Source organism: Pseudomonas sp. NFACC25 (assembly GCF_900100935.1).
In the GTDB taxonomy this organism is placed as follows: domain Bacteria; phylum Pseudomonadota; class Gammaproteobacteria; order Pseudomonadales; family Pseudomonadaceae; genus Aquipseudomonas; species Aquipseudomonas marginalis.
Window position 1 is genome coordinate 335,338 of sequence record NZ_FMUC01000003.1, and the last position, 25,688, is coordinate 361,025.

36 protein-coding genes are annotated in these 25,688 nt (G+C 59.9%); 26 read left to right on the forward strand and 10 right to left on the reverse strand.

Annotated elements, in window-relative coordinates; genetic code table 11:
* Nucleotides 1-207 precede the first annotated feature (207 nt).
* The 22 genes from BLQ09_RS09185 to recX all read left to right on the forward strand — a co-directional run bounded on the left by BLQ09_RS09185 (nucleotide 208) and on the right by recX (nucleotide 14,242).
* Nucleotides 208-552, forward strand: coding sequence for a phage holin family protein (locus BLQ09_RS09185; RefSeq protein ID WP_027604569.1), 345 nt, complete (start codon nucleotides 208-210; stop codon nucleotides 550-552).
* 20 nt (nucleotides 553-572) lie between these two features.
* Nucleotides 573-1,088 (forward strand): ATP-binding protein, encoded by a 516-nt coding sequence (locus BLQ09_RS09190; protein ID WP_027604568.1) that lies wholly within the window; start codon nucleotides 573-575, stop codon nucleotides 1,086-1,088.
* A 3-nt stretch (nucleotides 1,089-1,091) separates the two neighbouring features.
* Nucleotides 1,092-1,703, forward strand: coding sequence for a phage baseplate assembly protein V (locus BLQ09_RS09195; protein ID WP_027604567.1), 612 nt, complete (start codon nucleotides 1,092-1,094; stop codon nucleotides 1,701-1,703).
* Nucleotides 1,704-1,712: 9 nt separating this feature from the next.
* Nucleotides 1,713-2,045: a phage baseplate protein gene (locus BLQ09_RS09200; protein WP_092356353.1), complete on the forward strand. Its 333-nt coding sequence runs from the start codon at nucleotides 1,713-1,715 to the stop codon at nucleotides 2,043-2,045.
* Nucleotides 2,042-3,037, forward strand: coding sequence for a baseplate J/gp47 family protein (locus BLQ09_RS09205; protein WP_092356356.1), 996 nt, complete (start codon nucleotides 2,042-2,044; stop codon nucleotides 3,035-3,037). Before BLQ09_RS09200 ends, BLQ09_RS09205 begins: the two co-directional genes overlap by 4 nt.
* On the forward strand, nucleotides 3,034-3,663 hold the full coding sequence (locus tag BLQ09_RS09210; protein ID WP_092356359.1) for a phage tail protein I: 630 nt from the start codon (nucleotides 3,034-3,036) through the stop codon (nucleotides 3,661-3,663). Before BLQ09_RS09205 ends, BLQ09_RS09210 begins: the two co-directional genes overlap by 4 nt.
* Nucleotides 3,664-5,085, forward strand: coding sequence for a phage tail-collar fiber domain-containing protein (locus tag BLQ09_RS09215; RefSeq protein ID WP_092356362.1), 1,422 nt, complete (start codon nucleotides 3,664-3,666; stop codon nucleotides 5,083-5,085).
* Between the two features lie 9 nt (nucleotides 5,086-5,094).
* The gene (locus BLQ09_RS31235; protein ID WP_175472303.1) at nucleotides 5,095-5,523 is read left to right on the forward strand and encodes a tail fiber assembly protein; all 429 of its coding nucleotides are present in this window, start codon (nucleotides 5,095-5,097) and stop codon (nucleotides 5,521-5,523) included.
* 85 nt (nucleotides 5,524-5,608) lie between these two features.
* Nucleotides 5,609-5,800: a hypothetical protein gene (locus tag BLQ09_RS09225; protein ID WP_092356365.1), complete on the forward strand. Its 192-nt coding sequence runs from the start codon at nucleotides 5,609-5,611 to the stop codon at nucleotides 5,798-5,800.
* Between the two features lie 2 nt (nucleotides 5,801-5,802).
* Nucleotides 5,803-6,969: a phage tail sheath protein gene (locus BLQ09_RS09230; protein WP_027604560.1), complete on the forward strand. Its 1,167-nt coding sequence runs from the start codon at nucleotides 5,803-5,805 to the stop codon at nucleotides 6,967-6,969.
* On the forward strand, nucleotides 6,969-7,475 hold the full coding sequence (locus BLQ09_RS09235) for a phage major tail tube protein (protein WP_027604559.1): 507 nt from the start codon (nucleotides 6,969-6,971) through the stop codon (nucleotides 7,473-7,475). The genes BLQ09_RS09230 and BLQ09_RS09235 overlap by 1 nt, the downstream gene beginning before the upstream one ends.
* A 50-nt stretch (nucleotides 7,476-7,525) precedes the next feature.
* Nucleotides 7,526-8,098 carry a phage tail assembly protein gene (locus BLQ09_RS09240; RefSeq protein ID WP_092356368.1) on the forward strand — a complete coding sequence of 191 codons (573 nt, stop codon included), beginning with the start codon at nucleotides 7,526-7,528 and terminating at the stop codon, nucleotides 8,096-8,098.
* Nucleotides 8,095-8,220, forward strand: coding sequence for a hypothetical protein (locus tag BLQ09_RS31490; RefSeq protein WP_017844653.1), 126 nt, complete (start codon nucleotides 8,095-8,097; stop codon nucleotides 8,218-8,220). Before BLQ09_RS09240 ends, BLQ09_RS31490 begins: the two co-directional genes overlap by 4 nt.
* Before the next feature lie 6 nt (nucleotides 8,221-8,226).
* Entirely contained in the window at nucleotides 8,227-9,366 is a 1,140-nt protein-coding gene (locus BLQ09_RS09245) for a hypothetical protein (protein ID WP_092356370.1), read from the forward strand.
* Complete coding sequence (locus BLQ09_RS09250) at nucleotides 9,366-9,749, forward strand: phage tail protein (protein ID WP_027604556.1); 384 nt, start codon at nucleotides 9,366-9,368, stop codon at nucleotides 9,747-9,749. The genes BLQ09_RS09245 and BLQ09_RS09250 overlap by 1 nt, the downstream gene beginning before the upstream one ends.
* The gene (locus BLQ09_RS09255; protein WP_027604555.1) at nucleotides 9,742-9,954 is read left to right on the forward strand and encodes a tail protein X; all 213 of its coding nucleotides are present in this window, start codon (nucleotides 9,742-9,744) and stop codon (nucleotides 9,952-9,954) included. Before BLQ09_RS09250 ends, BLQ09_RS09255 begins: the two co-directional genes overlap by 8 nt.
* Before the next feature lie 9 nt (nucleotides 9,955-9,963).
* Nucleotides 9,964-10,974, forward strand: a complete 1,011-nt coding sequence (locus BLQ09_RS09260; RefSeq protein WP_092356373.1) for a contractile injection system protein, VgrG/Pvc8 family — start codon at nucleotides 9,964-9,966, stop codon at nucleotides 10,972-10,974.
* 22 nt (nucleotides 10,975-10,996) lie between these two features.
* Nucleotides 10,997-11,554 carry a glycoside hydrolase family 19 protein gene (locus BLQ09_RS09265; RefSeq protein WP_092356376.1) on the forward strand — a complete coding sequence of 186 codons (558 nt, stop codon included), beginning with the start codon at nucleotides 10,997-10,999 and terminating at the stop codon, nucleotides 11,552-11,554.
* A complete protein-coding gene (locus tag BLQ09_RS09270; protein ID WP_092356380.1) occupies nucleotides 11,542-12,042 on the forward strand; it encodes a lysis system i-spanin subunit Rz in 501 nt (166 codons plus the stop codon). The genes BLQ09_RS09265 and BLQ09_RS09270 overlap by 13 nt, the downstream gene beginning before the upstream one ends.
* Nucleotides 12,043-12,123: 81 nt before the next feature.
* Nucleotides 12,124-12,624 (forward strand): CinA family protein, encoded by a 501-nt coding sequence (locus BLQ09_RS09275; protein ID WP_027604550.1) that lies wholly within the window; start codon nucleotides 12,124-12,126, stop codon nucleotides 12,622-12,624.
* An 83-nt stretch (nucleotides 12,625-12,707) separates the two neighbouring features.
* A complete protein-coding gene (recA, locus tag BLQ09_RS09280; protein ID WP_003189042.1) occupies nucleotides 12,708-13,766 on the forward strand; it encodes a recombinase RecA in 1,059 nt (352 codons plus the stop codon).
* 8 nt (nucleotides 13,767-13,774) lie between these two features.
* Nucleotides 13,775-14,242, forward strand: coding sequence for a recombination regulator RecX (recX, locus tag BLQ09_RS09285; RefSeq protein ID WP_092356383.1), 468 nt, complete (start codon nucleotides 13,775-13,777; stop codon nucleotides 14,240-14,242).
* Between the two features lie 265 nt (nucleotides 14,243-14,507).
* Here the strand turns inward: recX and BLQ09_RS09290 are convergent, their stop codons facing one another.
* Complete coding sequence (locus BLQ09_RS09290) at nucleotides 14,508-15,620, reverse strand: LOG family protein (RefSeq protein WP_027604549.1); 1,113 nt, start codon at nucleotides 15,618-15,620, stop codon at nucleotides 14,508-14,510.
* A gap of 377 nt (nucleotides 15,621-15,997) precedes the next feature.
* Complete coding sequence (locus BLQ09_RS09295) at nucleotides 15,998-16,438, reverse strand: PA3611 family quorum-sensing-regulated virulence factor (RefSeq protein ID WP_027604548.1); 441 nt, start codon at nucleotides 16,436-16,438, stop codon at nucleotides 15,998-16,000.
* Between the two features lie 179 nt (nucleotides 16,439-16,617).
* Between BLQ09_RS09295 and BLQ09_RS09300 the strand changes: the two genes are divergently transcribed.
* From BLQ09_RS09300 to BLQ09_RS09315, 3 genes are all read left to right on the forward strand, one after another.
* Nucleotides 16,618-17,337: a tRNA-uridine aminocarboxypropyltransferase gene (locus BLQ09_RS09300; protein WP_027604547.1), complete on the forward strand. Its 720-nt coding sequence runs from the start codon at nucleotides 16,618-16,620 to the stop codon at nucleotides 17,335-17,337.
* Nucleotides 17,338-17,589: 252 nt separating this feature from the next.
* Nucleotides 17,590-18,240, forward strand: coding sequence for a response regulator transcription factor ErdR (gene erdR, locus BLQ09_RS09310; protein ID WP_027604545.1), 651 nt, complete (start codon nucleotides 17,590-17,592; stop codon nucleotides 18,238-18,240).
* A gap of 75 nt (nucleotides 18,241-18,315) precedes the next feature.
* Nucleotides 18,316-18,678, forward strand: coding sequence for a diacylglycerol kinase (locus BLQ09_RS09315; protein WP_027604544.1), 363 nt, complete (start codon nucleotides 18,316-18,318; stop codon nucleotides 18,676-18,678).
* A 3-nt stretch (nucleotides 18,679-18,681) separates the two neighbouring features.
* On the opposite strand, the gene BLQ09_RS09320 is transcribed toward BLQ09_RS09315, so the two are convergent.
* Nucleotides 18,682-19,608: a LysR family transcriptional regulator gene (locus tag BLQ09_RS09320; protein ID WP_027604543.1), complete on the reverse strand. Its 927-nt coding sequence runs from the start codon at nucleotides 19,606-19,608 to the stop codon at nucleotides 18,682-18,684.
* Nucleotides 19,609-19,732: 124 nt separating this feature from the next.
* Between BLQ09_RS09320 and fpr the strand changes: the two genes are divergently transcribed.
* Nucleotides 19,733-20,512, forward strand: a complete 780-nt coding sequence (gene fpr, locus BLQ09_RS09325) for a ferredoxin-NADP reductase (RefSeq protein WP_003172178.1) — start codon at nucleotides 19,733-19,735, stop codon at nucleotides 20,510-20,512.
* A gap of 117 nt (nucleotides 20,513-20,629) precedes the next feature.
* Here fpr and tsaA read toward each other — a convergent pair whose 3' ends face one another.
* From tsaA to BLQ09_RS09360, 7 genes are all read right to left on the reverse strand, one after another.
* On the reverse strand, nucleotides 20,630-21,325 hold the full coding sequence (tsaA, locus tag BLQ09_RS09330; protein ID WP_092356388.1) for a tRNA (N6-threonylcarbamoyladenosine(37)-N6)-methyltransferase TrmO: 696 nt from the start codon (nucleotides 21,323-21,325) through the stop codon (nucleotides 20,630-20,632).
* Nucleotides 21,326-21,328: 3 nt separating this feature from the next.
* Nucleotides 21,329-21,790 (reverse strand): YehS family protein, encoded by a 462-nt coding sequence (locus BLQ09_RS09335; RefSeq protein WP_027604540.1) that lies wholly within the window; start codon nucleotides 21,788-21,790, stop codon nucleotides 21,329-21,331.
* A gap of 69 nt (nucleotides 21,791-21,859) precedes the next feature.
* Nucleotides 21,860-22,570 carry an rRNA pseudouridine synthase gene (locus BLQ09_RS09340; protein WP_092356391.1) on the reverse strand — a complete coding sequence of 237 codons (711 nt, stop codon included), beginning with the start codon at nucleotides 22,568-22,570 and terminating at the stop codon, nucleotides 21,860-21,862.
* Between the two features lie 71 nt (nucleotides 22,571-22,641).
* Nucleotides 22,642-23,115 (reverse strand): GNAT family N-acetyltransferase, encoded by a 474-nt coding sequence (locus tag BLQ09_RS09345; protein ID WP_027604538.1) that lies wholly within the window; start codon nucleotides 23,113-23,115, stop codon nucleotides 22,642-22,644.
* 99 nt (nucleotides 23,116-23,214) lie between these two features.
* Nucleotides 23,215-24,555 (reverse strand): 30S ribosomal protein S12 methylthiotransferase RimO, encoded by a 1,341-nt coding sequence (gene rimO / locus BLQ09_RS09350; RefSeq protein ID WP_005785474.1) that lies wholly within the window; start codon nucleotides 24,553-24,555, stop codon nucleotides 23,215-23,217.
* Between the two features lie 180 nt (nucleotides 24,556-24,735).
* Nucleotides 24,736-25,071, reverse strand: a complete 336-nt coding sequence (locus BLQ09_RS09355; RefSeq protein WP_043293399.1) for an addiction module antidote protein — start codon at nucleotides 25,069-25,071, stop codon at nucleotides 24,736-24,738.
* Nucleotides 25,068-25,391, reverse strand: coding sequence for a type II toxin-antitoxin system RelE/ParE family toxin (locus BLQ09_RS09360; protein WP_027604536.1), 324 nt, complete (start codon nucleotides 25,389-25,391; stop codon nucleotides 25,068-25,070). Before BLQ09_RS09360 ends, BLQ09_RS09355 begins: the two co-directional genes overlap by 4 nt.
* Nucleotides 25,392-25,688: the final 297 nt, after the last annotated feature.

Below are 25,688 nucleotides of genomic sequence, written 5' to 3' on the forward strand. Positions count from 1 at the left end.
AGCACCAGAAGCAGTTATCCGGCAGACAGGGATCGTGGTCGGAAAAACATCGAGGAAAGATCCGTACCGCGCCAGTAGCGCCGAAAGATCGAAGCTGGACCGCATTACTGAAAAGCCTGGGCAACCGGGCTTTTTGGAATGCCTACCTATACATGGATTTACCCAAAAGCCGGTGTTTGCCGGCGTTACTCAGCCAGGAGGCGTGACATGACAAACGAGCAGCAAGCGTTAGCGGAAATGCCTATCTGGCTGGTGATCGCACTGGCGCTGATTGGCGGTGTATCCGGCGAAATGTGGCGCGCCGACAAGGAGGGCGCCCGCGGTTGGTCGCTGGTCCGGCGCCTGGCCCTGCGGTCTGGGGCGTGCATGGTCTGCGGGGTCTCGGCATTGATGCTGTGCTACGCCGCCGGCATGTCGATCTGGACCGCCGGCGCCATTGGTTGCCTGACGGCCATGGCCGGCGCGGACGTCGCCATCGGCCTTTATGAACGCTGGGCGGCCAAGCGCATCGGGGTCAACGAAGCGCCCACATCCCGCTCGGATCAGCAGTAACTGCTGCAAGGACGCAACTGATGACACTTATCGAAAAACCCTCCCAACTGCCTGTAGCCATTGAGGGGGCGCTGAAGCGTGCCTTCCCGCAACTGCAGGTAGGCAACCACCAGGACGTTGGCGGCGCCGGGGATCACACCGGCGTGCTGATCAGCGTGGAACGCAACGGCCCCGGCGTGCGTTCCCGCGAAGGGCGCAAGGCGCATGCCTTGTCGGTATCACTCAGGGTTACGGTCGCCAGCGCGGCGGCGCCTTTTGACGCGTGTGACCTGGCCAGCCAATTGATGGACCTGGCCCTGGATAACCGCTGGGGCCTGCCGTCGGACCAGTGCGATTTACCCACGGCTGTCGTCGCGGCGCCCTCTGGGCTCGCCAGCGCCGAAACGGACTACGACACCTGGACCGTGTCTTTCACCCAAACCCTCTATCTCGGCCCGTCATTGATCGAGGATCCCACCGGCACACCGCTGTTTGCCCGCACCTGGGAAGTCTCGGACATCGACGATCCGGATCAATATCGGCCCCTGCAGGAGTAGTCCATGTTCGACGCATTGTTACGCATGCAATTGGGGCCGATTGTCGAGCGCCTGGCGGAAATGGAAGCCCAGCTCGAAGACCTGTATCGACGCGCGGACAGTTTCTGCCGCATTGGCGTGTGCCAGGAGGTCGACGCCGCCAGCAATACCTGCAAGGTCAGCCATGGTGAGTTGCTTACCCCGGCGATTCGGTTCTTCAACCCCAGCGCCGGTGCGCAGACCGAAACCCGTATTCCGTCGGTGGGCGAGCAATGCCTGTTGCTTAACTACGGCGGCGGGGAAGGGGGCACGCAGTCGGTGGCGCTGTTCGGGCTGAACAGCAGTCTGTTTCCTCCCGTGTCCAGCGTCGCCTCGCTGACCCGGCGGCGCCATCAGGATGGCACCCAAAGCGACTACGACGATGCCAGTCACACCTTCAACTGGATTAACGGCCCAACCACGTTCAGCGGATCCCGCGAACAGGTCGACGTCAAGGTCGGCGCTGCCAGCCTGACCCTGAGTGCCCAGGGCATCACCCTGCAACTCGGCGCCACCGGCCTCACGCTGGATGCCGTCGGCGTGCATTTGAGCGGCCCGCTGGTGGATCACCAGGGCCGCGTGATCAGCCGCGCATAAGGATTTGCCATGATCGGAATCGATAGGAACACCGGGGCAGCCGTGGATGACTGGCTGCAATTCGTACAGCGTGCCACCCGAGCGCTGACCACCCCCTTGGGCACTCGCCAGAAGCGCCCGTTGTACGGCTCGATGATCCCGCAACTGCTCGGCCAGAACCTTGGCGATGACCTGTTGATCCTCGCCCAAAGCCACGCGGCGCAAGCGTTCTACAACAGCCAGAACGGCATTGCCGACTTCCAGCCCCAGGTCATCGTCGCCACCCGCCAGGGCGCCGGGTTATTGCTGCGTTTTGCCGGCACCTGGAAAAACCGCCAACAATCCTTCGAGGTCGTGACATGAGCATGCTGATCCCAGGCCAGAACCAATTGGCGGAGCCGGCGATTATCGCGGTCGATGAGTTCGAACCGCTGCTGGCGGAGTTCAAGGCGTTTGTCGTCGACTACGTCGCCACCCGCGCGCCGCAAAGCGCGGCCAGACTCAAGGTCAGCCTCGACAACGAGAGCGAGCTGCTGACCCTGGCCCTGGAAGCTTTTTGCGTACGCCTGCAAACCCACGAACGCAAATACAACGCCCGCATCAAGCAGATGCTGGCGTGGTGGGCCACCGGCAGCAACCTGGATGCACGCCTGGCCGATATGGGCCTGGAGCGCCAAGTGCTCGACCCCGGCGACCCGGCGGCTTTCCCACCGGTGCCACCCACCCTGGAAAGCGACGACGACGCGCGCTTGCGCTATTACCTGGCGCCTCACGCGCCGGCGGCGGGTTCGCGGATGCAGTATCGCCGCGAAGTCTTCACCCTCGGCGAGCGGCCGTCGGTCAAGGTGCAAAGCGCCACACCGGGCGTGGTGACCGTCAGCTACACCTTCGATCCGGATGGCTACGCGGCCCGGGTCAAGGATGGCAACGGACGGCGCACGGCGCCTGGCGAAGTGAGGGTCACCGTGCTTTCAAGGGAAGGAGATGGCACGCCGTGCGACGATTTGCTTGACGGCGTACGGCGACATTTCGCACGGCCCGATGTACGGCCTGAGACCGACCTGGTCACCGTCCAAGGTGCGCAAATCCTGCCGTACAAAATTCGCGTAGTGGCCAGGATCAACGCCGGTCCCGATTCCGGACTCACCCAAGTCGCCGCGCAGAAATTGCTGCAAGACTATGCAGAGTCCTGCCATCGCCTGGAAGGACGGGTGGATCCAAGTTGGATCGACTATGCGATCCACAGCGCCGGCGCCGCGCAATTGCAGATCCTCGAGCCGCTGGCGCCGATCATCAGCACGGCATTCCAGGCCCCGTATTGCAGGGGCGTCGAGGTGGAGGTGCGCACGCTATGAGTGAACCCAAAGCGAGCTTGTTGCCTGCCAACAGCTCACCGCTGGAGAAGGCTTTGGACCTGGGGTTTGGTACGTTGCTGGAGCGGGTCACCCCACCGTTTCCCGAACTGATGGACCCGGATCGTACACCCGCGGCGTTCTTGCCCTACCTAGCGGCGGACCGGGCGGTCAACGAGTGGGGCGCCACAGCCCCTGAGGCCGAGAAGCGCCTGACCGTCAAACTCGCCTGGCCCACCGCGCGCCGGGCCGGCACCCGGCAGGCCTTGGAAAATGCCGCCAAGGGCCTGCAACTCAGCCCTGAAGTGCGCGCCTGGTACGAACAGAAACCACCGGGCGTGCCCTACAGCTTTGCCGTACGCGCCTGGACCGATTTGCCCTACAGCGAAACCATCGATGCCCGACTCGACCGCCGCCTGGCCGATGCCAAAAGCGAACGCGACATCCTGTCGATCTCCGTGGGACTGAGCGCTTTCGGCCGTCACAGCATTGGCGCCGCCACGCTGTGCGGCGAACTCACCATGATCTACCCAAACGTGCTGGCGGGCGTCGAGGCCTCGGGCCGCGCCTTTATGGCGGCCGGTCTGTACAGCGTCGAAACCACCACCCTTTATCCACAGGAGCACTAAATGGCTGACTATTACACCCTGCTCACGAATGCGGGGATCGCCTACGAAACCGCCTGCAAGGCGGCTGGCGTGCCGATCAAACTGGCGCAGATTTCCGTCGGTGACGGCAACGGTGCCGTCTACAATCCCGACGCCAACGCCAAGGCGCTCAAGCGCGAAGTCTGGCGCGGGCCGCTGAATGCGCTGTTCCAGGACGAGAAAAACGCCAACTGGCTGATGGCCGAAGTCACCATTCCATCGGATGTCGGCGGCTGGTATGTGCGGGAAGCCGGACTGTGGACGGACACCGGGATCTTGTATGCCGTCGTTAAATATCCGGAGTCGTATAAACCGGTGCTGGCGACGTCGGGATCGGGGAAAGAGTTTTATATTCGCTCGATCTTTGAGACGAGTAATGCGTCGATCGTGACGTTGTTGATTGATGACACGGTGGTGAAGGCAACTCGGGCTTGGGTGATGGACTACCTGGCGAAGGGGACGTATTCCAAGGCTGAGATTGAGGCGATGATTGCCAAGGCTTCGGCGTTGCCGGTTGGGGTGATGGTGCCGTTTCCCTTGGGGGCTGTTCCGCCTGGGTATTTGGAGCTGGATAACAGTCTGTTCAAGGATGACCTTTATCCGGATCTTGCTGCGTATTTGGCGAGGAAATTCAACGTTGCGGGGGATGCGGCGGATTACACGCGATTGCCTGAATCACGCGGAGAGTTTTTTCGAGGCTGGGATCATGGGCGAGGCATAGACCCAGGCCGTACTATCGGTGGTTACCAGGCCGATGCATTCAAGAGCCATACCCATACTCCGCCTAATCAAACAGGTATCAACTCTGCCGCAATCGCGACAGGTGCCAAGTCTCTCGGCGGCAATACTTACGACACGCTCTACAACGTGGGCTTTACAGGTGATACTGAGACCCGACCGCGGAACCTTGCAGTGATGTGGTGCATCAAGGCCTGGAACGCCCCCATCAATCAGGGAAGTATTAATATTGCAGCCCTCGCGGCATTGGCTGCCCAAGCGACCGAACTCAACCAAGGCACCGCAAAGGTCGCCACTGCTGTGCAAATGCTTGATAGCGCAAATGATTTGGTAATGGTTACACCAAAAAAGCTGCGCCTGGGTTTTGCCGCAAGTTTTACCCCAACGGGTTATTTCGTTTTCCCAAGTTGGTTAGGCGGCTTGGTTATTCAATGGGGCGCCGTTGAATATCAGACAGATGGCGATAGCTTACTGGCCGTTTCATTTCCTGTTGAGTTCCCAATTTCTGTGCTCTATGCCGACTGGACTGTAGAGAGCGGCATTCTGAGTTCCGTGATCGGGTCTTATGTGCATCAGGTGACGAAAAAAGGCATGTACTTGACGTGCGATAAGCAAGTTTCATCTGTGGCAACCGTTGTCGCGCGCTGGTTTGCATTCGGCAGATAAGGAGAATCTATGCGTTTTTACAGTCCATCAACAGGCTGCACGTACTTGCCAGCGATGCATGGCGAGAGTATTCCGGGCGATGCAGTGGAAATCTCGGATGAAGTTTTTCTACGGGTCATAGCAAATCCAGAACGAGGGAAGGTCCGGGCGCACGATAACAACGGGCAGCCCTACTTGATCAATGCCCCGGTCTTTGAGGTCGAGCTTGAAGGTGTTGAGCGCATGTGGAGAGACGCGGAAATTGAACGAGTTAAATGGCTGCGTGAGCGTCATCGCGATCAACTTGAAATTGGCACTGAAACCACGCTGAAGGATGAGCAGTTTTCTGAATTGCTGCTGTATGTGCAATCTCTGCGCGACTGGCCGCAATCATCCGCCTTCCCGGATAGCGAGCACCGTCCCATAGCTGCGCCCTGGATTGCCGAACTAACCAAATAACGCCCTGCACTGACGGGGCGTTTTCTTTCCCGAGTTGAATGACCCGCCGCCCTGAGCGGTTTTTTTGTGCCTGGAGATCCCACCTATGACCCACCGCCAAACCTACACCGTCCTCATCCCATTCCCAACCGAAGGTGGCCATTGGTCCACCGTCGGCGAGGAACTGGACCTGCTGGACGTCGAAGCATCCGCCCTGCGCACCGCCGGCCGCCTGGAACTGACCAGCGTCCTCAACGCCACCCCGGCCAAAAAGGCCACTACCAAGAAGGCTGACTAACCATGGCTGAGGTTCTGAACTTCGAGCACAACGGCATCACCGTCAATGCCACCGAATCCCCCGAGGCCATGGGTGGCCTCGGCGACAACGTGATCGGCCTGGTCGGCACCGCGCCGAATGCCCATGCGTCGATCCCGAAAAACGCGCCATTCCGTATCAACAGTTTCACCACCCAGGCGCTGCTGGACCCCACCGGCGCGGAGTCTGGCACGCTGTTCCACGCGGTCTACCAGATCCTCAAAGTGGTCAAGGTGCCGGTCTACGTGGTGATCGTGGAGGAGGGCGCCACCCCGGCGGACACCCTCAATAATGTAATCGGCGGCAACGAGCCGGTCACCGGTCGCAAGCTGGGCCTCGCGGCACTGGCCAGCGTGCCGGAAGACCTGACCATCATCGGCGCTCCAGGCTTCACCGGCACCAAGGCCGTGGCCGGTGAGTTCGCGGCCTTCGGCAAGCGCATCAAGGCCCGTGTGGTGCTGGATGGCAAGGACGCGGCGGTGGCCGACCAGGTGACCTACAGCGGCGAACTGGGCGGTGCCGAGCTTGGTTTCGACCGTTGCCTGCTGGTGCACAACATGCCGTCGGTGTACTCCAAGGCGGCGAAGAAAAACGTGTTCCTTGCGCCGTCGTCCCTGGCGATCGCTGCGCTGGCCAAGGTCAAGCAATGGGAAAGCCCGGGTAACCAGGTGACGTTCGCCGAGGACGTTTCCCGCGTGGTCGAGTACAACATCCTCGACACCTCCACCGAAGGCGACCTGCTCAACCGTTACGGCGTGAGCTACTACGCCCGCACCATCCTCGGCGGTTTTTCGCTGCTGGGTAACCGCTCCATCACCGGCAAGTTCATCAGCTATGTCGGGCTGGAAGATGCCATCAGCCGCAAGCTGGTCAAGGCGGGCCAGAAAGCCATGGCCAAGAACCTCACCAAGTCCTTCATGGACCAGGAGGTCAAGCGCATCAACGACTGGCTGCAAACCCTGGTCGCCGACGAAACCATTCCCGGCGGCAGCGTGTACCTGCACCCGGAGCTCAACAGTGTCGAGAAGTACAAGAACGGCACCTGGTTCATCGTTATCGATTACGGCCGCTATGCGCCGAACGAACACATGATTTATCAACTCAACGCCCGCGATGAAATCATCGAGCAGTTCCTGGAGGACGTTCTCTAATGTTTACCAATCGAGTCAGACAGGCCATTGCGGCCACCCTTCAAGGCCTGCCGTTGTCCGCGACGGTTGAGGAATTCACTCCGCCGAAGATTGAATTCGACATGGAATCCATGTCCGGCGGGCGCTTTATCGCCGAAGAAATGGCCAAGAGCGGCAAGGTGCTCAATGCCACCCTGGTGCTGCAAGGTGCCGGCCCGGAAATCATGCTGGCCCTGGGCGTGCGCCTGGGGGATGACATCCTGCTGAACGTGCGGGAAGCCGGCCAGGATCAGGACGGCAAGACCTACTTCACCTATCACACGGTCGGCGGCAAGCTGAAATCCCTGGTCGAAGCCAAGTTGAAGATGGGCGACAAGGCTCTCACCACGCTTGAGCTGTCCTGCCGCACTTACAACCGCCTGGAAAACGGCATCCCGGTCATCGACATCGACGTGCGCACCCAGAAGTTCGTGCTCAATGGTGTCGACATCCTCGGCGATGCCCGCCGTGCGGTGCTGATGCCGTAACTCCCCGGGGGCGGGCGTGCTCGCCCCTTACTTCATCAAGGAATTGCCCCATGGCCTGGATGCCACCGCTGCACCTCCTGCTGTCTCCGATCACCGCCGACACCGGCGCGACGATCCAGCAGGTGCAACTCAAGCCGCTGTACTACGCCGCGCAAAAAGAAGCGCTGGCCCGGGCCGGTGACGACGAGGACGATCAGTTTTTCGAACTGGCGAAACTCGCCACCGGCCTGTCGGAAAAAGAGCTCGACCAGCTCAAGCGCCCGGACTACGTGACCATCGCCCAATACGTACATGAGATGTCGACGCGCCCTGCGTCGTTTTTCCGCGGTGAGGCTGAGGAATCGGCCCACGACCAGCCGGTCCGATTGTTGCTGCCCCTCGAGGCTGCGGGTCGCAGCCTCACCGTTCTGCCCCTGGAAATGCCCGCCCTGCGCGCCACCAAGGTGATGAAAAAACTCCCCACCAACAAAGAGCGCGCCGAGTTCATCACTGCTCACTGCACTGGCCTGATGATCCCCGATCTTGCCGGCCTGACTGTGCCCGATTGGACGGAACTGCAGGAGCGTATCGACGATTTTTTAAATCAACCGGCGGACTTCTTTCGGAGCGCGACATCGAAGTGATCCTCGATGTGGTGCCGCTGATTTATTCGGTCAATGAGGCGGAGATTCTTGACTGGGACGCCGGCAAAGCATTGCGCCGCTACGACATCGCGATCACTCGGCTTGGCGTTAAACAGGAGTAGAGCGGGATGCAAGAGACTAAATACGGGATCAAGCTCGTCCAGGAAGACCTGCGCTGGATGTTCGGCGAGGCGGATCTGGGCAATGCACTCGCCCCGTTTTCCACACGTGCTGTGGCGCCTGTAAGCCTGGAGGCTGCATCGCACCCGCAGTTTACGCTCGGCTCTACGTTGGCCACGCTGAGTGTGGATATCAATGCCCTGACGCAGGAGCAAGTGCGGCTGCGTGAGACGTTGGAAACGCTCAATAGTACGTTGTTCATCAACAGCAACTCTTTGGCACCGAGAGAGGCTGGTGTCACTGCGGGCGCGTTGAAAAATGAGCCGAAGGCGCCGCCTGCCGATCCTTCTGCCGACGCGGGCAAGTCGGCCTTGGATACGTTATGGGACTCTGCCAAGAGCAAAGCCGCGGATAAACTTATTGATCTTGCTATCGACAAGATTGGCAAGATGATCAAAGGCCGTAAAAAAATCGGTGGGCGCGGCTCACCGCTTCGTCGTGTGTCCGAACGCACCGGTAACTGGGTAGGGGGCTCGCAAATGGGCTTTCATTCGGGAGCCCCCTTGCAAGGCTTGCAATCCTTTGTCGGTGCAGTGCCCAGCTCGTCGAATATCCCCGCCGGTGGACTAACCGGAGTACTTGCCAAACTTGAGTCAACCGGCGTTCGCCGACTTGGCCCTCTGAAATATGCCTCCGTCGCCACTGACGTGATCCAAGGTGTCCGCAATGGCGACGCAAAAGCCGTCGGCTCAGGCCTCAGCACCGCCGGTGGCGCCTGGGCCGGTGCCTCCGCAGGTGCGGCCATTGGCACGATGGTTTTTCCTGGTGTTGGTACTGCTGTCGGGGGGGCAATCGGTGGTTTGCTGGGCAGTGAGGCGGGAGCCTGGCTCGGTAACCAGTTGTTCGGCTCAAGTGATCGCCTGCCAACGCCCAATGCGGTGAGCAAGGAACTCAACAGTGCACGCACGGACAACGTGCAAGTGACCCTCGCCCCGAGCATCCAGATCACCGGTGTAAACCCCGCCGATGCCCAGGAGGTCGTCAACCAGGTGATCCAGGCGCTGCAGTTTCAGTGTCTGCCGATGCTCACCGACACCCTGGGCATCCGACGCAACGCGGCACTGGCCGATCCTCCAGGAGGTGATTGATGCGACAACAAATGGTACTCGGCGACTTTATTTTCGGCTTGTCTCGAGGATTCGCCTATTCCTCGTTGGTCCGTGCCAGCGATGGCGGCTGGAGTGACCTGGCGATTATTGCCAGCAAGTCGCAGTCGCGGCAGAGCGGTCAGAAGCTGGAAAAACTCACATTCGGCGGCACGGCCATGTACGGCGTAGGCATGCAGCGCCTGGACCAATTGCGCGCGCTGCAAAATGCGCGGGCGCCGTTGCCCCTGGTTGACGGCATCGGTCGTAACTGGGGCTTGTGGCGGATCAATTCGATTGTGGAAACCCAGAGCAATGTCATCGATGACGGCACCGCCATGGTCATGGCCTGGACGCTGGAGTTGGAGGAGTTCGCCAATGCGTAGAGTACGAAGTATTGCCGGCGATTCGGTCAACCTGTTGCTTTATCGGGAGGTGGGCCGTTGCGACGACACGGCGGAAGAAACCCTCTGGCGCCTGAACCCCGAGCTTGCCGAATATGGCCCGGTGCTGCCGGCCGGCGTGTGGGTGATCGTACCTGAACTGCACGCTCGGCCCGGAGCTGTGCGACCCGTTTTGGCCTGGGATTAAGGAGGCTGCATGGCACAGGGATTTACGCCTATCGTGGAGTTTTATGGCGCCAACGCGGCGCTGCTCAATCAACGCTTGATGCACTGGAGCCACACCGACGCCGCGGGCATTGAGACCGACCGGCTGGAGCTGACCCTGAATATCGAGGGCCTGGACGGCCTGCCCACGCTGAACGGCAAGATCGGCTTGCGTGCCGGTTACCTGGAATCGGGGTTGGTGGAAAAGGGCGAGTTTGTCGTCACCCAACGCACACCGGTGCTGTTTCCCATGCGCTTGATGATCGTGGCCACCGCGGCGCCCTTCAGCGTGGTCGATGCAACGGGTTACCGCCAGCGTCGATCCGCCAGCTACGGTCCGACCACCCTGGGCGCGCTGTTTCGCCAACTGGTCAGTCGTCACGGCTATTCACCGCGAGTGGCGCCGGCGCTGGAGGGGATTGCGATCGCGCACATTGACCAGTCCAACGAAAGTGACATGGCGTTCATTTCGCGCCTTGCCCGACTTTATAGTGCAGTCACCAAACCGTTCAACGAACTCTATGTATTGGCCGAAGCCGGCCAAGCCAAATCGCTCTCCGGCCAGCTGCTGCCGGAAGTGAGGCTGTCCGTGACGGATGACAATCGCCCCGGTGAACAAAGCTTTATCACCGCCAAGCTCGACGAAAAATCCCGCTCGAAATACCAAGGCTGCCGTGCCAGTTGGTGGGATGCCTCCGCCGGCAAGCAGCGCGTCGTCCAGGTGGGGAATGCGCCGTTCAAGACCTTGCGCCAACGCTGCCAGAACGAAGCCGAAGCCCGCGCTGTTGCCGAAGGTGAGCTACGCCGTGTGGGGCGTGAAAATTTGAAGTTGCTGATCGATTGCCCGGGCAATCCATTGTTGGCGGCGGAAGGGTTGTTAGTGCTGGATGAGAGCTGGCCGTCCTATATGCAGGGGCGCTGGTCGATAAAGCAGGTGGTTCATGTCGGCGATCCGGTGACGGGATACCGCAGTTCGATCACGGCGGGTGGGTTGTCGATATAGCTACTTTTCGAGAGTAAAACCAATGGTGATAACACTCCCCCAACTGCTTGACGTCATGCCGGATGCCCGCCTTAGAGCGGGCGTTTTTTTAATGCCCTTGAATGCGGCGTTCGTTCGCTTCGAGATTAACCGTGCCAAGCGCATTGCCGCCTTCCTCGCCCAGATCGGCCACGAATCCGGTGAGCTGCGTTACGTGCGCGAACTGGGCAGCGATCACTACCTGGGCAAATACGACACCGGCAGCCTGGCCGCACGCCTGGGCAATAGCCCCGAAGCGGATGGCGACGGCCAGTTGTACCGGGGCCGAGGACTGATCCAGATCACCGGTCGGCGCAATTACCTGGCATGCAGCCAGGCGCTGTTTGGTGATGACCGTCTGTTACGGGAGCCGATGTTGCTGGAGCAACCGCAATGGGCGGTTGAGTCGGCCGCCTGGTTCTGGCAGGTCAATGGCCTGAATGAGCTGGCCGACAAGGACCAGTTCACCAGCATTACACGGCGTATCAATGGCGGGCTGAATGGGCTGGAGGATCGCTTGCGGCTGTGGGCGCGGGCGAAGGCGGTGTTATGCGTTTCCTAGGGGCCTACCAACTGATCGGTGCTTGCCTGTTGGTGGCGGTGACCTGGCAGGTCCAGGCCTGGCGCTTGGGGGGACAGCTTGAGCGCCAGGCTTCTGCCCATGCACAGGCGTTCAGCCAGCAACGCCAGGCGGCCTTGCATCAACAACAGGCTGAACAAGACAAACGACTGGCCCTGGAGCAACAGCTCAGTGCCAGCGACCAACATCATGCCCGGGAATTGCGCGATGCCCAACATAACCAGGCTGCTCTGCGCGACCGTCTGGCCACTGCTGATGTGCGGTTGTCAGTCCTTCTCGACGCCACCGAACCTGCCCGTGGCTGTGCAATGCCAACCGCCACCGCCACCACAGGCCTGGTTCATGCAGCCGCACGAGCCCGACTTGACCCGGCGCATGCTCAGCGAATTATCGGCATCACCGATGCCGGCGACCAGGGACTGATCGCGCTGCGCGCTTGCCAGGCATATGTGCGCGCTGTCGCCCGCTGATCTCTTGTTCCAGCCTGTCGCTTGCATGAGCGATTTGCTCCTGTAGGGTAGGCAAACCCCCGCCCACTTCTGGAGACCGTCGTGAAGGAAATCACTCAACTTGCCGCTGACCTGGGCCGCCGCCTGCAGGTGCTCAATGCCCACGTCACCACCGCGGAATCCTGTACCGGTGGCGGTATCGCCGAGGCCATTACGCGGATCCCGGGGAGTTCGGCCTGGTTCGAGGCGGGGTATGTCACCTATTCCAATCGGCAGAAGACCCGGCAGCTGAATGTGCCGGAAACCTTGTTTCCAAAGGTTGGGGCGGTCAGCCAGGAAGTGGTGGAGGCCATGGTGCGCGGCGCCCAGGAGAAAAGCCTGGCGCGCTTTGCCGTGGCGGTCAGCGGTGTGGCGGGGCCCGATGGTGGTTCGGTGGACAAGCCGGTGGGCACCGTGTGGCTGGCCTTTGGCGTTGGCGAGGAGGTCACGGCCGAGCTTCAGCACTTCCCCGGCAACCGCGACGAGGTCCGCCGACAAACGGTTAAGGCCGCGCTGGAGGGCTTGTTGCGACGAGCTGCAGCAGAAATAGAAAATCAGGGGTAGGCGATCTCCGATCTTTGTGGAACAATACTGTCTACTTATACAGGTATTGGCCGCCAGGCCTTATTGATTACGTGAGGACTTTAATGGACGACAACAAGAAGAAAGCCTTGGCTGCGGCCCTGGGTCAGATCGAACGTCAATTCGGCAAGGGTGCCGTAATGCGTATGGGCGATCACGACCGTCAGGCGATCCCGGCTATTTCCACTGGCTCTCTGGGTCTGGATATCGCACTCGGCATTGGCGGCCTGCCAAAAGGCCGTATCGTTGAAATCTACGGTCCTGAATCTTCCGGTAAAACCACCCTGACCCTGTCGGTGATTGCCCAGGCACAAAAGATGGGCGCCACCTGCGCGTTCGTCGACGCCGAGCACGCCCTGGATCCTGAATACGCCGGCAAGCTGGGCGTCAACGTTGACGACCTGCTGGTGTCCCAGCCGGACACCGGTGAGCAAGCCCTGGAAATCACCGACATGCTGGTGCGCTCCAACGCCATCGACGTGATCGTGGTCGACTCCGTTGCAGCCCTGGTACCCAAGGCTGAAATCGAAGGCGAAATGGGCGACATGCACGTGGGCCTGCAAGCCCGCCTGATGTCCCAGGCGCTGCGTAAAATCACCGGTAACATCAAGAACGCCAACTGCCTGGTGATCTTCATCAACCAGATCCGCATGAAGATCGGCGTGATGTTCGGTAGCCCGGAAACCACCACCGGTGGTAACGCGCTGAAGTTCTACGCGTCGGTCCGCCTGGACATCCGCCGTACCGGCGCGGTGAAAGAGGGTGACGAGGTGGTCGGTAGCGAAACCCGCGTCAAGGTCGTGAAAAACAAAGTGGCTCCGCCTTTCCGCCAGGCTGAATTCCAGATTCTCTACGGCAAGGGTATCTACCTGAACGGCGAGATGATCGACCTGGGCGTGCTGCACGGCTTCGTTGAAAAATCCGGTGCCTGGTATGCCTACAATGGCAGCAAGATCGGTCAGGGCAAGGCCAACTCGGCCAAGTTCCTGGCGGACAACCCGGATATCGCTGCCACGCTTGAGAAGCAGATCCGCGACAAACTGCTGACCGCAGCACCAGACGTGAAAGCTGCCGCCAACCGCGAGCCGGTTGAAGAAGTAGAAGAAGCCGATACTGACATCTGAAATAAACGATGACCGTTGTACTGGATACACTCGTCGCCGTTCGGCGTACCGCAATGGACCTGCTCGCTCGCCGCGAGCATGGTCGAGTCGAGCTGACGCGTAAGCTGCGTCAACGCGGCGCGGAACCTGAGATGATCGAAACCGCCCTTGACCGTTTGACGGAAGAGGGGCTGCTTTCGGAAGCCCGTTATCTCGAAAGTTTTGTCTCCTACCGAGCCCGGTCCGGCTATGGCCCTGCGCGTATTCGCGAAGAGCTGAGCCAGCGCGGTTTACAGCGCGCCGATATCGACCTTGCCTTGCGTGAGTGCGGTATCAGTTGGCAGGCGCAACTGGAAGACGCCTGGCGCCGCAAATTCTCGGGTCATCTCCCCATTGATGCCAGGGAACGCGCCAAGCAGGGGCGTTTCTTGAGTTATCGCGGTTTTTCGATGGAAATGATCAGCCGCTTATTAAGTGGCCGAGACATGGATGACTGAACACCTTGTTGTGCGGTGAACGGCCTTGTTGTGTGGTGAATAGGCTTGTTGTTTGTTGAATGGGCTTGTTGTGTGGTGAATGGGCTTGTTGTGGTGAGCGGGCTTGTTTGTGGTGAGCGGGCTTGCCCCGCGCTGGGCTGCGAAGCAGCCCCAATGGCCTCCCCTTCGATCTAAACCTGAAACACCAAACCTGAAGCCCCCAAAAAAAGGCCCGCTATGAAAATAGCGGGCCTTTTTGCGTTTCTGGATCCTGCGTTTCTGGATTTCACGCCGGCTGCGGCGCTACCCGTTGTTGCGTCTTCCCCTGAGCCTGCGCCCAGTTCTCCGGCAAGTTGATGTAATCCACCAGCTCCCGCAACCGGCCCTGGTCGCGGCCATTGAAGTTGAACACCAACCGCGTCAAATGGCTGAACTTCGGCTCATCATGCTCCTCACCGGTATAGGCCAGTTGCTGGAATTCTCCGCTCAACCGCAGGCTGGCAAATTCACTCTGCAAATGAGCCAGCGCTTGATCGCTGAGCGGGTGATTCATGCGCACCACAAACTCACGTTTCAACCAGCGTGTGGAATGGAAGTTGGCATAGAACTGATTGATCTCTTCCACTGCCTCTTCAGCGCTGTACACCAGGCGTACCAGCTTGAGGTCGGTGGGCAGGATGTAGCGATTGGCTTCCAGCTGGCTACGGATAAAGTCCAGGGCGCCTTGCCAGAAACCGCCACCGGGCGCATCCAGCAACACTACCGGCACCAGCGGGCTTTTGCCGGTCTGGATCAGGGTCAATACTTCCAGGGCTTCATCCAGGGTGCCGAAACCACCCGGGCACAACACCAGCGCATCGGCTTCCTTGACGAAGAACAGCTTGCGGGTAAAGAAGAAGTGGAAGGACAGCAGGTTCTCGGTGCCATCGATGGTCGGGTTGGCATGCTGTTCAAACGGCAGGGTGATATTGAACCCCAGGCTGTGTTCCAGGCCTGCCCCTTCGTGGGCCGCCGCCATGATGCCGCCGCCACCACCGGTGATTACCATCAGGTCCGAACGGGCCAGTGCGGCACCCACCTCGCGGGCCAAGGCGTACAGTGGGCTTTCCACCGGGGTGCGGGCCGAGCCGAACACCGTGACCTTGCGGCGCCCCTTGAACTGTTCGAGTACGCGGAAGGCGTGGTCCAGTTCGCGAATGGCTTGCAAGGTGATCTTGGCGTTCCAGCGGTTGCGGTCGTCCTGGGCCATGCGCAGCACGGTCAGGATCATGTCGCGATACAAGGGGATATTCGGGCTGTTGGGGGCGATCTGCTGGAGCTGAGCTTCAACCTGTTGCGTAAGGTCGGCCCCGTTTTCTTCAAAATGCCGGAGCAGGTGGTCATTCGGTTCGTAAGGCATTCAACTTCTCCTTCTTCACAGAGGCTGGGCCAGCGGCGAGAGATTCGTCCGGGGGCCACGACACTGCATGTGTCGCTGCATACCCAAGGCATTGCACGTGTTCGCCAGGCAGCAAACGGGCTCTGTATATTCCTTGTGATTTAAAAAACCTTTGCACTGCACGTCGCAGGAGGGCAACCCTCTTTTGCCCTGGAAATGTTACAGAACGGCGTGGAAGCCGTGATGAACGGGCGATCAGGATGACTTGATCATGGGCCGAAAAACCCTTGGCTGGCAACCGCTTATTGGTCACTCAGCAGGGAGTTTAGCCGCCTGCAGGGAAGTGAAGCAGGGGAGTGCGCGCTACTGGACAGCAGCGCGCGAAGGGCAAGCGAAGATTACTTTTTCTTCTTGGCGGCAGCTGGTGCCGGGCAATCCGCTTCCACGAATTTCACCGATGCCACAGGACGATTGGTCTTGTTCTCGGTGATTTCATAGCGCATCACTGCGCCCTTGGCCATCAGCTCGCGATAACCTTTGTTCAGGCACACGCTTTGCCCCAGCTGGAAATACACCGCCTTGGGGTTGGCGCGCATCTGTTCGGCGCGATCAGGCAATACGCTGAGGTGATCGATCAGTTGCATGCCCTCAACGGTGTAGGCCACTTCCAGGGTTTTTTCGTCGATTTCTCGCGGCAGGTCCTTGTTGCTTTCAGTCGCGACGCTTTGCAGCTTCCGGTTCATTTGGGCCTCCAGCAGCGAGGCCGCCTGGGCGCCCACGGGCAGTACCAGCGCAAGTGCGATGGATGGGGCGGCAAGACGCAGCATGGAACGCAGCATGAAACTCTCCTGATTCGGTTACTGGTGCATAGACCAGCCACTGCGCTGTGCGTTCAGTGGCGCGCAATTATAGGTGACCCCTTGCCACTACAGCCAGGCGTATCGCTGGTAAACTGCGGTCACTTCAGCCTTCCACGAGTTTTCTCCGTGTCGATCTACCCCTCTGTACGGCGCATCCGATGAGCCACGCCGTCTCTCGCCTGCGTACACAGCGCCTGGCACGCGCGATCAAGCCCTTCGTCAATCGAGGCTCCCGTGCCGAACGCTGCCCCGGCTGCCGGGTCATCCCCGAATACTGCCTGTGTGCCTGGCGCCCCCAGGTCGCGGCCAGGTCCGCCATGTGCCTGCTGATGCACGATGTCGAACCCATGAAACCCAGCAACACCGGCTGGCTGATCGCCGACGTGGTCGAGGACACCACGGCATTCGCCTGGTCGCGCACCGAAGTCGACCCGGAATTGCTCACCCTGCTCGCTGACCCGCAGTGGCAGCCCTACATCGTGTTCCCCGGCGAATTCGTGGCGCCCGAGCGTGTCGTCAGTACCGTGACGGTGGCAGAAGGCAGGCGCCCGCTGTTCATCCTGCTGGATGGCACCTGGAGCGAAGCGCGCAAGATGTTCCGCAAGAGTCCCTATCTGGAGCATCTGCCGGTATTGAGCCTGGCGCCTGAGCAGCTTTCGCGCTACAAACTGCGCCGCTCCAAGCGTGATGACCATTTCTGCACCGCCGAAGTCGCCGCCCTGTGCCTGGAGCTGGCCGAGGACGCCGCAGCAAGCGAAGTGCTGGACGCCTACCTCGACGTATTCAGCACCCATTACCTGGCCGCCAAGTTCCAGCTGCCACTGGACCCGACCGACAGCGTCCATACTCGTCTTGCACCCTATATATCCGTGCTATAGCCAGACGACGTTTGCATGATGGCACCGTAAACCTGCATGCCGCTAAAATGCCCATGGGCGTAGTGCTTGACCCCCCAGGCTGCGCTGGGCATGCTGAGCGCCGATTGGGGTGCAACCGTGAGTTTTCGACGTCGTTCCAAGTGCTTTTGACGTTGAACGTACCCTGTGGCGATGGCTGCCTGGCTGTCGCCTTGTGTATTGGTGAACCCCGAACCCATCGGGGCTGCCATAAAAAACAGGATCATTTAATCAATGGCCACATACGAAATCCTGATAGCCGATGACCACCCGCTGTTTCGCAGTGCGCTGCATCAGGCCGTGACCCTGGGCCTTGGCCCCGACGTGCGCCTGGTTGAAGTGGCCAGCATTGCCGAGCTGGAAACCCGCCTTACCGAAAAATCCGATTGGGACCTGGTGCTGCTCGACCTGAACATGCCCGGCGCCTACGGTTTCTCGGGGCTGGTGCTCCTGCGTGGGCAATACCCGCAGATCCCCGTGGTGATGGTCTCTGCCCAGGAAGACGCCGACGTGGTGGTGCGTTCCAAGGAGTTTGGCGCCAGCGGCTTCATTCCAAAGTCCAGCGCGATGGAAGATATTCAGAAGGCCGTGCGCGCAGTGTTGGACGGTGATGTGTCCTGGCCGCCGCAGGCATTCGAACACATCAACGTGTCCGACGAAGCCAAGGCCGCCCGTGATGGCTTGGCCAGCCTGACGCCCCAGCAGTTTCGAGTGCTGACCATGGTCTGCGAAGGTTTGCTGAACAAGCAGATCGCCTATGAGCTGAGTGTGTCGGAAGCGACCATCAAGGCGCATGTCACGGCAATTTTTCGCAAATTGGGGGTGCGTACGCGGACCCAGGCGGCGCTGCTCTTGCAACAACTTGAGTCAATTGCTCAGCATTAAGTTGTTATCGATTCACGCTTTTTTGACTTTGCGTGATCTAGTTTCCCCACTTCTTTGGTTCAGTTGCCTACGTCTATGTCGCCTTTCAAGGGTCAAACCGGTCTCAAACGTATCTTCAATGCAGGGGGCTATTCCCTGGATGGTCTGCGCGCGGCGTTCACCGGTGAGGCGGCGTTCCGTCAACTGGTCTTGTTGAACGTCATCCTGATCCCGCTGAGTTTTTTCCTGCACATCAGCCGTGTTGAGCGCGCGCTGCTGATTGCAGTGTGCCTGTTGGCCTTGATCGTTGAATTGCTCAATTCGGCGGTAGAAGCGGCGATCGACCGTATTTCCCTCGACCGCCACCCCTTGTCGAAAAACGCCAAGGACATGGGCAGCGCCGCGCAATTCGTGGCGTTGACCATGATCACCCTGGTGTGGGCCGTGATCCTGATCTGACGATCAGGCAATGCTCGGCAGCACGATCTCGTCGCTGCGCTGAACCCCGGCGGTGAAGGCGCGGCACAGCTCCAGGAACTCCCGCATCGCGGAGGTCTGGTATTTCTGTTTATGCCAAATGAAGTAGAACTGTCGGGCCAGGTCCAGGTCCGGGGTTTCTACGGGCACCAGGCTGCCACGGCGAAATGCATCGCGCAGCGCCAGCCGGGAAATACACCCGATGCCCAAACCCGATTCCACCGCCCGTTTGATCGCCTCGGTGTGCTCCAGCTCCAGGCGGATATTCAGCGCGCTGCGGTGATGGCGCATGGCCTGGTCAAAGGTCAGGCGCGTGCCGGAGCCTTGCTCCCGCAGGATCCAGGCCTCATGGGTCAACTCTTCCAGGGTGGCCACGCCGCGCTTGGCCAAGTGGTGCTGGGGCGCGCAAAACACCACCAGCTCATCTTCCACCCAAGTTTGCACCTCGATATCGGGGTGGCTGCAGTCGCCTTCGATTAGACCCAGGTCAATTTCGTAGTGCGCAACCTGGTGCACGATATTGGCAGTGTTCTGCACATGCAGCTTCACCTGGCTTTCGGGGTGCTGCTGCATGAAGCTGCCGATCAGCAGGGTGGCCAGGTAATTGCCAATGGTCAGGGTCGCGCCGACCGCCAGGGAGCCGAAGCCGGACTTACCGTTGAGCAGGTCTTCGATCTCCTTGGCCTGGTCCAACAGCGCCACCGCTTGAGGCAACAGCTGATGGCCCAAGGCGTTGAGACTCAGGCGCTTGCCGGCACGGTCGAATAATTGGCAGCTGGATTGACGCTCCAGCTCGGTAATCGAGGTGCTGGCGGCGGATTGAGATAAGGCCAGAAGGCCAGCAGCGCGAGAGACGCTTTCCTGCTGGGCGACGGCGACGAAGACTTGCAGTTGACGGAGAGTAAATCGCATATCGATATAACCGATAACCCTTATCTTAATAATCCAGTTAACAGATATTGTCGCCGCCATTAGAATGCTGTGCAATTGCGCACTTCATCTTTGGCGCAGACCCATTTCCAGGAGTCCCCCGTACATGAGCAACATGAACCACGAGCGTGTCCTCAGTGTTCATCACTGGAACGACACTCTGTTCAGCTTCAAGTGCACCCGCGATCCGGGCCTGCGCTTCGAGAACGGTCAGTTCGTGATGATCGGCCTGCAACAGCCCAACGGCCGCCCGCTCATGCGCGCTTACTCCATTGCCAGCCCGAACTGGGAAGAGCATCTGGAGTTCTTCAGCATCAAGGTGCCGGATGGCCCGCTGACTTCCCAATTGCAGCACTTGAAGGAAGGCGACGAGATCATCATCAGCAAAAAACCGACGGGCACCCTGGTGCTTGACGATTTGAAGCCGGGCAAACACCTCTATCTGCTCAGCACCGGTACTGGCCTTGCTCCGTTCATGAGCGTGATCCAGGACCCGGAAACCTACGAGCGCTTTGAAAAAGTGATCCTGTGCCACGGCGTGCGCTACGTCAACGAAGTCGCCTACCGCGAATTCATCACCGAGCACCTGCCGCAGAACGAATTCTTCGGCGAGGCCCTGCGTGAGAAGTTGATCTACTACCCGACCGTGACCCGCGAGCCGTTCGAAAACGAAGGCCGCCTGACCGACCTGATGCGCAGCGGCAAGCTGTTCAGCGACATCGGTCTGCCACCGATCAACCCCGAGGACGACCGCGCCATGTTGTGCGGCAGCCCAAGCATGTTGGACGAGACCAGCGAAGTGCTGAACAGCTTCGGCCTGAAAGTTTCGCCACGCATGCGTGAGCCGGGTGATTACTTGATCGAGCGCGCGTTCGTCGAGAAATAACTGCGGTAAAAAATGTGGGAGGGGGGCTTGCTCCCGATGGCGGTGGATCAGTCGATATACACGTTGACTGATCCACTGCCATCGGGAGCAAGCCCCCTCCCACATTGGGTTTCCGGTTTATCCCGCCGGCACCACTTCCAGCACACAAATCATCCCGGCCTCTGGATAGTGCCAGCGCACATCCACATCCCAGAACTGCGCCCCGTATTCGCGTTCAGGCCCTGGCGTCTGGTAGGCCGGGCGTGGATCCTGTGCCAGACACTGATCGATCAACTCCACCAACGGCTCCCCAAGGCGCTGGGCATGGCCTTGTGCCTGCTGCAGTGCGCTCTTCAGCCACTGCACTGGAATCAGCTGCGGCGTACCACTGGCGATGCTGTTGGTGGCCGTGTCGATGATGTCGGCGTAGGGCACATACGGTTTGATATCCAATACCGGGGTGCCATCGAGCAAATCGATTCCGGAAATCCATAGCCGGCCCGGCTCGACCTTGTCCAGCTTGACCACTGACTGGCCAATCCCGTTGGGCCGATGAGTCGCGCGGGTCGCAAACACCCCCATGGACGTGTTGCCACCCAGGCGGGGCGGGCGCACTTTCAGGCGGGGCTTGTCTTCCAGGGCCTGGTGGAACAGAAACAACAGCCACACGTGGCTGACCTGCTCCAGGCCCTGTACCGCCTCGCCCTGGTCGAACGGCGCCACCAACTCCAGCACGCCCCGCGCGGCAGGCGCCAGTTGCGGTTGGCGCGGGATGGCGAACTTCTCCTTGAAGCAGGAGCGTACGAAACCGACCGGCGAGACCTGGTAACCCATGGCTTACGTGCGAACCCGCAGCGTCAGGCCCTTGAGGAAGTTGCGCAGCAACTGGTCACCACAGGTGCGGTAGTTGGTGTGGCCGAACTTGCGGAACAGCGCGCTCAGCTCAGGCTTGGACACCGGGAATTCGGCAGCCTTGAGGATGGCGTGCATGTCGTCCTCCTTCAGTTCGAAGGCCACACGCAGTTTCTTGAGGATGATGTTGTTGGTCACCGGGGTTTCGATCGGCTGCGGCGGACGGCTTTCGTCCTTGCCGCGCTTGAAAATCACCAGGCCATCGAGGAAGTGGGCCATGACCTCATCCGGACAGAACACAAAGCCTTCTTCCTCGTCTTTCTTGAGGTAGGTCAGCAGGTCTTCCTTGGTCACGTCCATGCCGCCGAGCTTGATAAGCTCGACCATCTTGTTGTCGCTGATGTCGAGCATGTAGCGCACGCTGCGCAGTACGTCGTTGTGAATCATGGTGGGCAATCCTGGTTTTCAACGGTGGGCACCGCCGAGTGGGGCGGTGCCTGGAAAGGGGGAGGCTGTTTAGAACTTTTCTTTGCCGGACAGATAACGCCATTGGCCAACCGGCACTTTGCCGATGGACACGCCGCCAATGCGAATGCGGCGGATCGCGACAACTTTCAGGCCAACGGCTTCGCAGAACAGGGCGATCACGCCTGGTTGCGGGTTTTTCATCGCAAATCGCAGGCGGTTTTCGTTCTGCCAGCTGGCTTTTACGGCTGGCAGCTCTTTGCCTTTGTAGGTCAGGCCGTGGTTCAGGCGGTTGAGGCCGTGGGCAACCATGTCGCCTTCAACCTCCACCACGTATTCCTGCTCGATCTTGGCGGCATCGGCGGTCAACTTGCGCAGGATCTTCCAGTCCTGGGTAAACACCAGCAGGCCGCTGGCCTTGGCTTGCAGGTCGGCGCTGGCGGTCAGGCGCAGGAAGTGGCCCTTGAGCGGACGCTTGCTGAAGCGGTGTTCTTCGGACAGGGTTTCGGCGCTGATCGAGGCCATTGCCGTCTCGGCATCGACACCGGCCGGGGCGTGGAACAGGATGGTCACCGGCTCTGGCGCGGTGGCCTTGGCCTCCGGGTCCAGTTCGACCTTCTGGGTGGTGATCTTGAATTGCGGCTCGTCGATCACTTCACCGTCCACCGAGACCCAGCCGCCTTCGATAAACAGCTCAGCCTCCCGACGGGAGCAACCGACCAGTTCGATAAGGCGTTTGGAGAGGCGTATGGGGTCAGTCATGACAAGGGCCGTAACAAAAGGGGGCGGCTATTGTACCTGTGTGGGCGCGGTTAATCCCGGCCCCATTTCATTTAGCCCTGACGGGCGCTTTGTTGTTGCTGGCGCAGGCGCAGGTGCAGCAACGGATAGGGCTGCCCCAGGCCGTCATGTTCGGTGCGTCCGACCACTTCGAAACCCTGCTTGAAATAGAACCCCAAGGCTTGGGGATTCTGCTCGTTGACGTCGAGTTCATCGGCGTTCATGCGCTCGATCGCATAACGCAGCAACTGCCGGCCTAGGCCTTGCCCGCGGTATTGCGGGTCGATAAACAGCATCTCCACCTTACCGCACGCCACCCCGGCAAACCCGGTAATACGCTGGCGTGTGTCTTTGGTGCAGATCAGCATCACCGAATCCAGGTAGCGGGTCAGCAGCAGGTTTTTCAGCAATACGATGTAACTGTCCGGCAAAAAATCATGGGTGGCCCGCACCGAGGCCTCCCAGATGCGCGCCAGCTCTGCGTAGTCGCTGGCTTTAGGTGTGTGGATAACCGAATGCTGACGCATGCCCGCTGCCCCTTGCGATGATGGGTGCTGATGGGCAAAAGATAGACCTAAAAAAGCCCCGCATCTTGTCCAGAGGCAGGGCTTTTCAAGTTTTTTTGATCAGTCGCGCTTTTCAGCCCACAGATCGTACTCATCGGCGTCGGTCACCGTGCACCAGACCTTGTCACCTGGCTTCAAGCCGCTGGCATCGTCGATAAACACGTTACCGTCGATTTCCGGTGCATCGAAGAAGCAACGGCCGACTGCGCCTTGCTCGTCGACTTCATCGATCAGCACTTCGATTTCCTTGCCGATACGCAGTTGCAGGCGCGCCGAGCTGATTGCCTGTTGGTGCGCCATGAAGCGCTCCCAACGGTCCTGCTTGACGTCATCCGGGACCACGGCCAGGTCCAGCAGGTTGGCCGGGGCACCTTCCACGGGCGAGTACTGGAAGCAGCCCACACGGTCCAGTTGCGCTTCGGTCAGCCAGTCCAGCAGGTACTGGAAGTCTTCTTCGGTTTCGCCGGGGAAGCCGACGATGAAGGTCGAACGGATGATCAGCTCGGGGCAGATCTCGCGCCAGTTCTTGATGCGCGCCAGGGTCTTGTCTTCGAAGGCCGGGCGTTTCATGGCCTTGAGCACTTTCGGGCTGGCGTGCTGGAACGGGATGTCCAGGTACGGCAGGATCTTGCCGGCGGCCATCAACGGGATCAGCTCGTCCACGTGCGGGTACGGGTAGACGTAGTGCAGGCGCACCCACACGCCCAGGCTGCTGAGGGCTTCGCAGAGTTCGGTCATGCGGGTTTTCACCGGCGCGCCGTTCCAGAAGCCGGTGCGGTATTTCACGTCGACGCCGTAGGCGCTGGTGTCCTGGGAGATCACCAGCAGCTCCTTGACGCCGGATTTGACCAGGCGCTGGGCCTCGTCGAGTACGTCACCCACCGGACGGCTGACCAGCTTGCCGCGCATCGACGGGATGATGCAGAAGCTGCAGCTGTGGTTGCAGCCTTCGGAAATCTTCAGGTACGCATAGTGACGCGGGGTCAGCTTGATGCCTTGAGGCGGTACCAGGTCGATCAGCGGGTTGTGATCCTGGCGCGGCGGCACCACGTCGTGCACGGCATTGACCACCTGCTCGTACTGCTGCGGGCCGGTCACGGCCAGTACGCTGGGGTGCACGTTGCGGATATTGCCTTCTTCCACACCCATGCAGCCGGTCACGATGACCTTGCCGTTTTCCTTGATGGCTTCGCCGATCACTTCCAGGGACTCTGCCTTGGCCGAGTCGATAAAGCCGCAGGTGTTGACCACCACCACATCGGCGTCCTGGTAAGTGGACACCACGTCATAGCCTTCCATGCGCAGTTGCGTGAGGATGCGTTCGGAATCGACCAGAGCCTTCGGGCAACCCAGGGAAACAAAGCCAACCTTGGGGTTGGCTTTTGCGATGGTGGTGGACATGTCTAACCTCGGTATTGAATGACGCCGCCAGTCGGGCACGACAGGGCTGCGGACGGGCGCTTGCTGCGCCTCTGATCAAAAAGTGCGCAATTCTAGCGACGGGCAACGCACTTGACCAGCTTTATGCAGGGAAATGCGACGAGTGCTGTGTTGGGTGAATCGCCCAGCCCTTACACGTTCTTAAGCCCGGACGTCCTGCTCTGTGCGGTGCGTTACAACTTTAGACATGCCCACACCTAACGCCTGAAGCACTTTCAGGAGAGTGGAAAGCTTTGGGTCGCCGCCGACGCCGAGGGACCTATAGAGATTTGCTCTATTGAGGCCCGTGTTCTGCGACAGACTGAGCATCCCGCCGCGAGCGTCCGCCACTCGACGGATAGCGACAAGGAACGCGTCTTCCCCACCCGCTTCATCGATTTCCTCAAGCGCGACAGATAGATATTCCAAGGCAAATGCTTCGTCGTCTCGGAGCATTTCAAGAACACTATCTTCATGAGAACGAGTACGAATGGTCATTTTTGCTGCACCTTGTAAGATTTCCAGAGGGCCTTGGCCTGATCAATGTCGTTCTGCTGCCTGACCTTTGAGCCGCCGCCCAACAGGAAAACAATTTTTCGATCCTGGATTGCGTAATACACACGAAACCCAGGCCCGAAGTCGAGTTTCATCTCAAAGACCCCGTCACCCACCGACTCGGTAACACCAAAGTGGCCAAGGGAAGCTCGATCCACTCTGGTGGTGATTCTTGCCTTTGAACGCGTGTCTTGCACGGTGTCCAGCCAAGCCTGGTAGATATCCACCCCGTTGACTGAAAGTACGTGTTTCACTTCGTACATGCGGAATGTACCTTAAAAGAGACAGGGCAATGATTGAGTTTTTATATCGACTACGCAGGTGATGCAGGCGCGCGATTTATTGATCAGGCAAGGTGGCCAAGGAGCTTGCGCATACACCGCTGAGGCTGCGCTACTGAGCCGGGCGGAAAATATACGGTTGGCCGTAAATGTGATCAATGCAGGCAAAAAGGCTCCAAAATGCCGCTTCATCTACGACTGACGGTGTAAATCGATACCCGAATCACTTGAGCAGGGAAATACGACGACCGCTGCGCTATGCTTCGCGCCGTTGCGCAC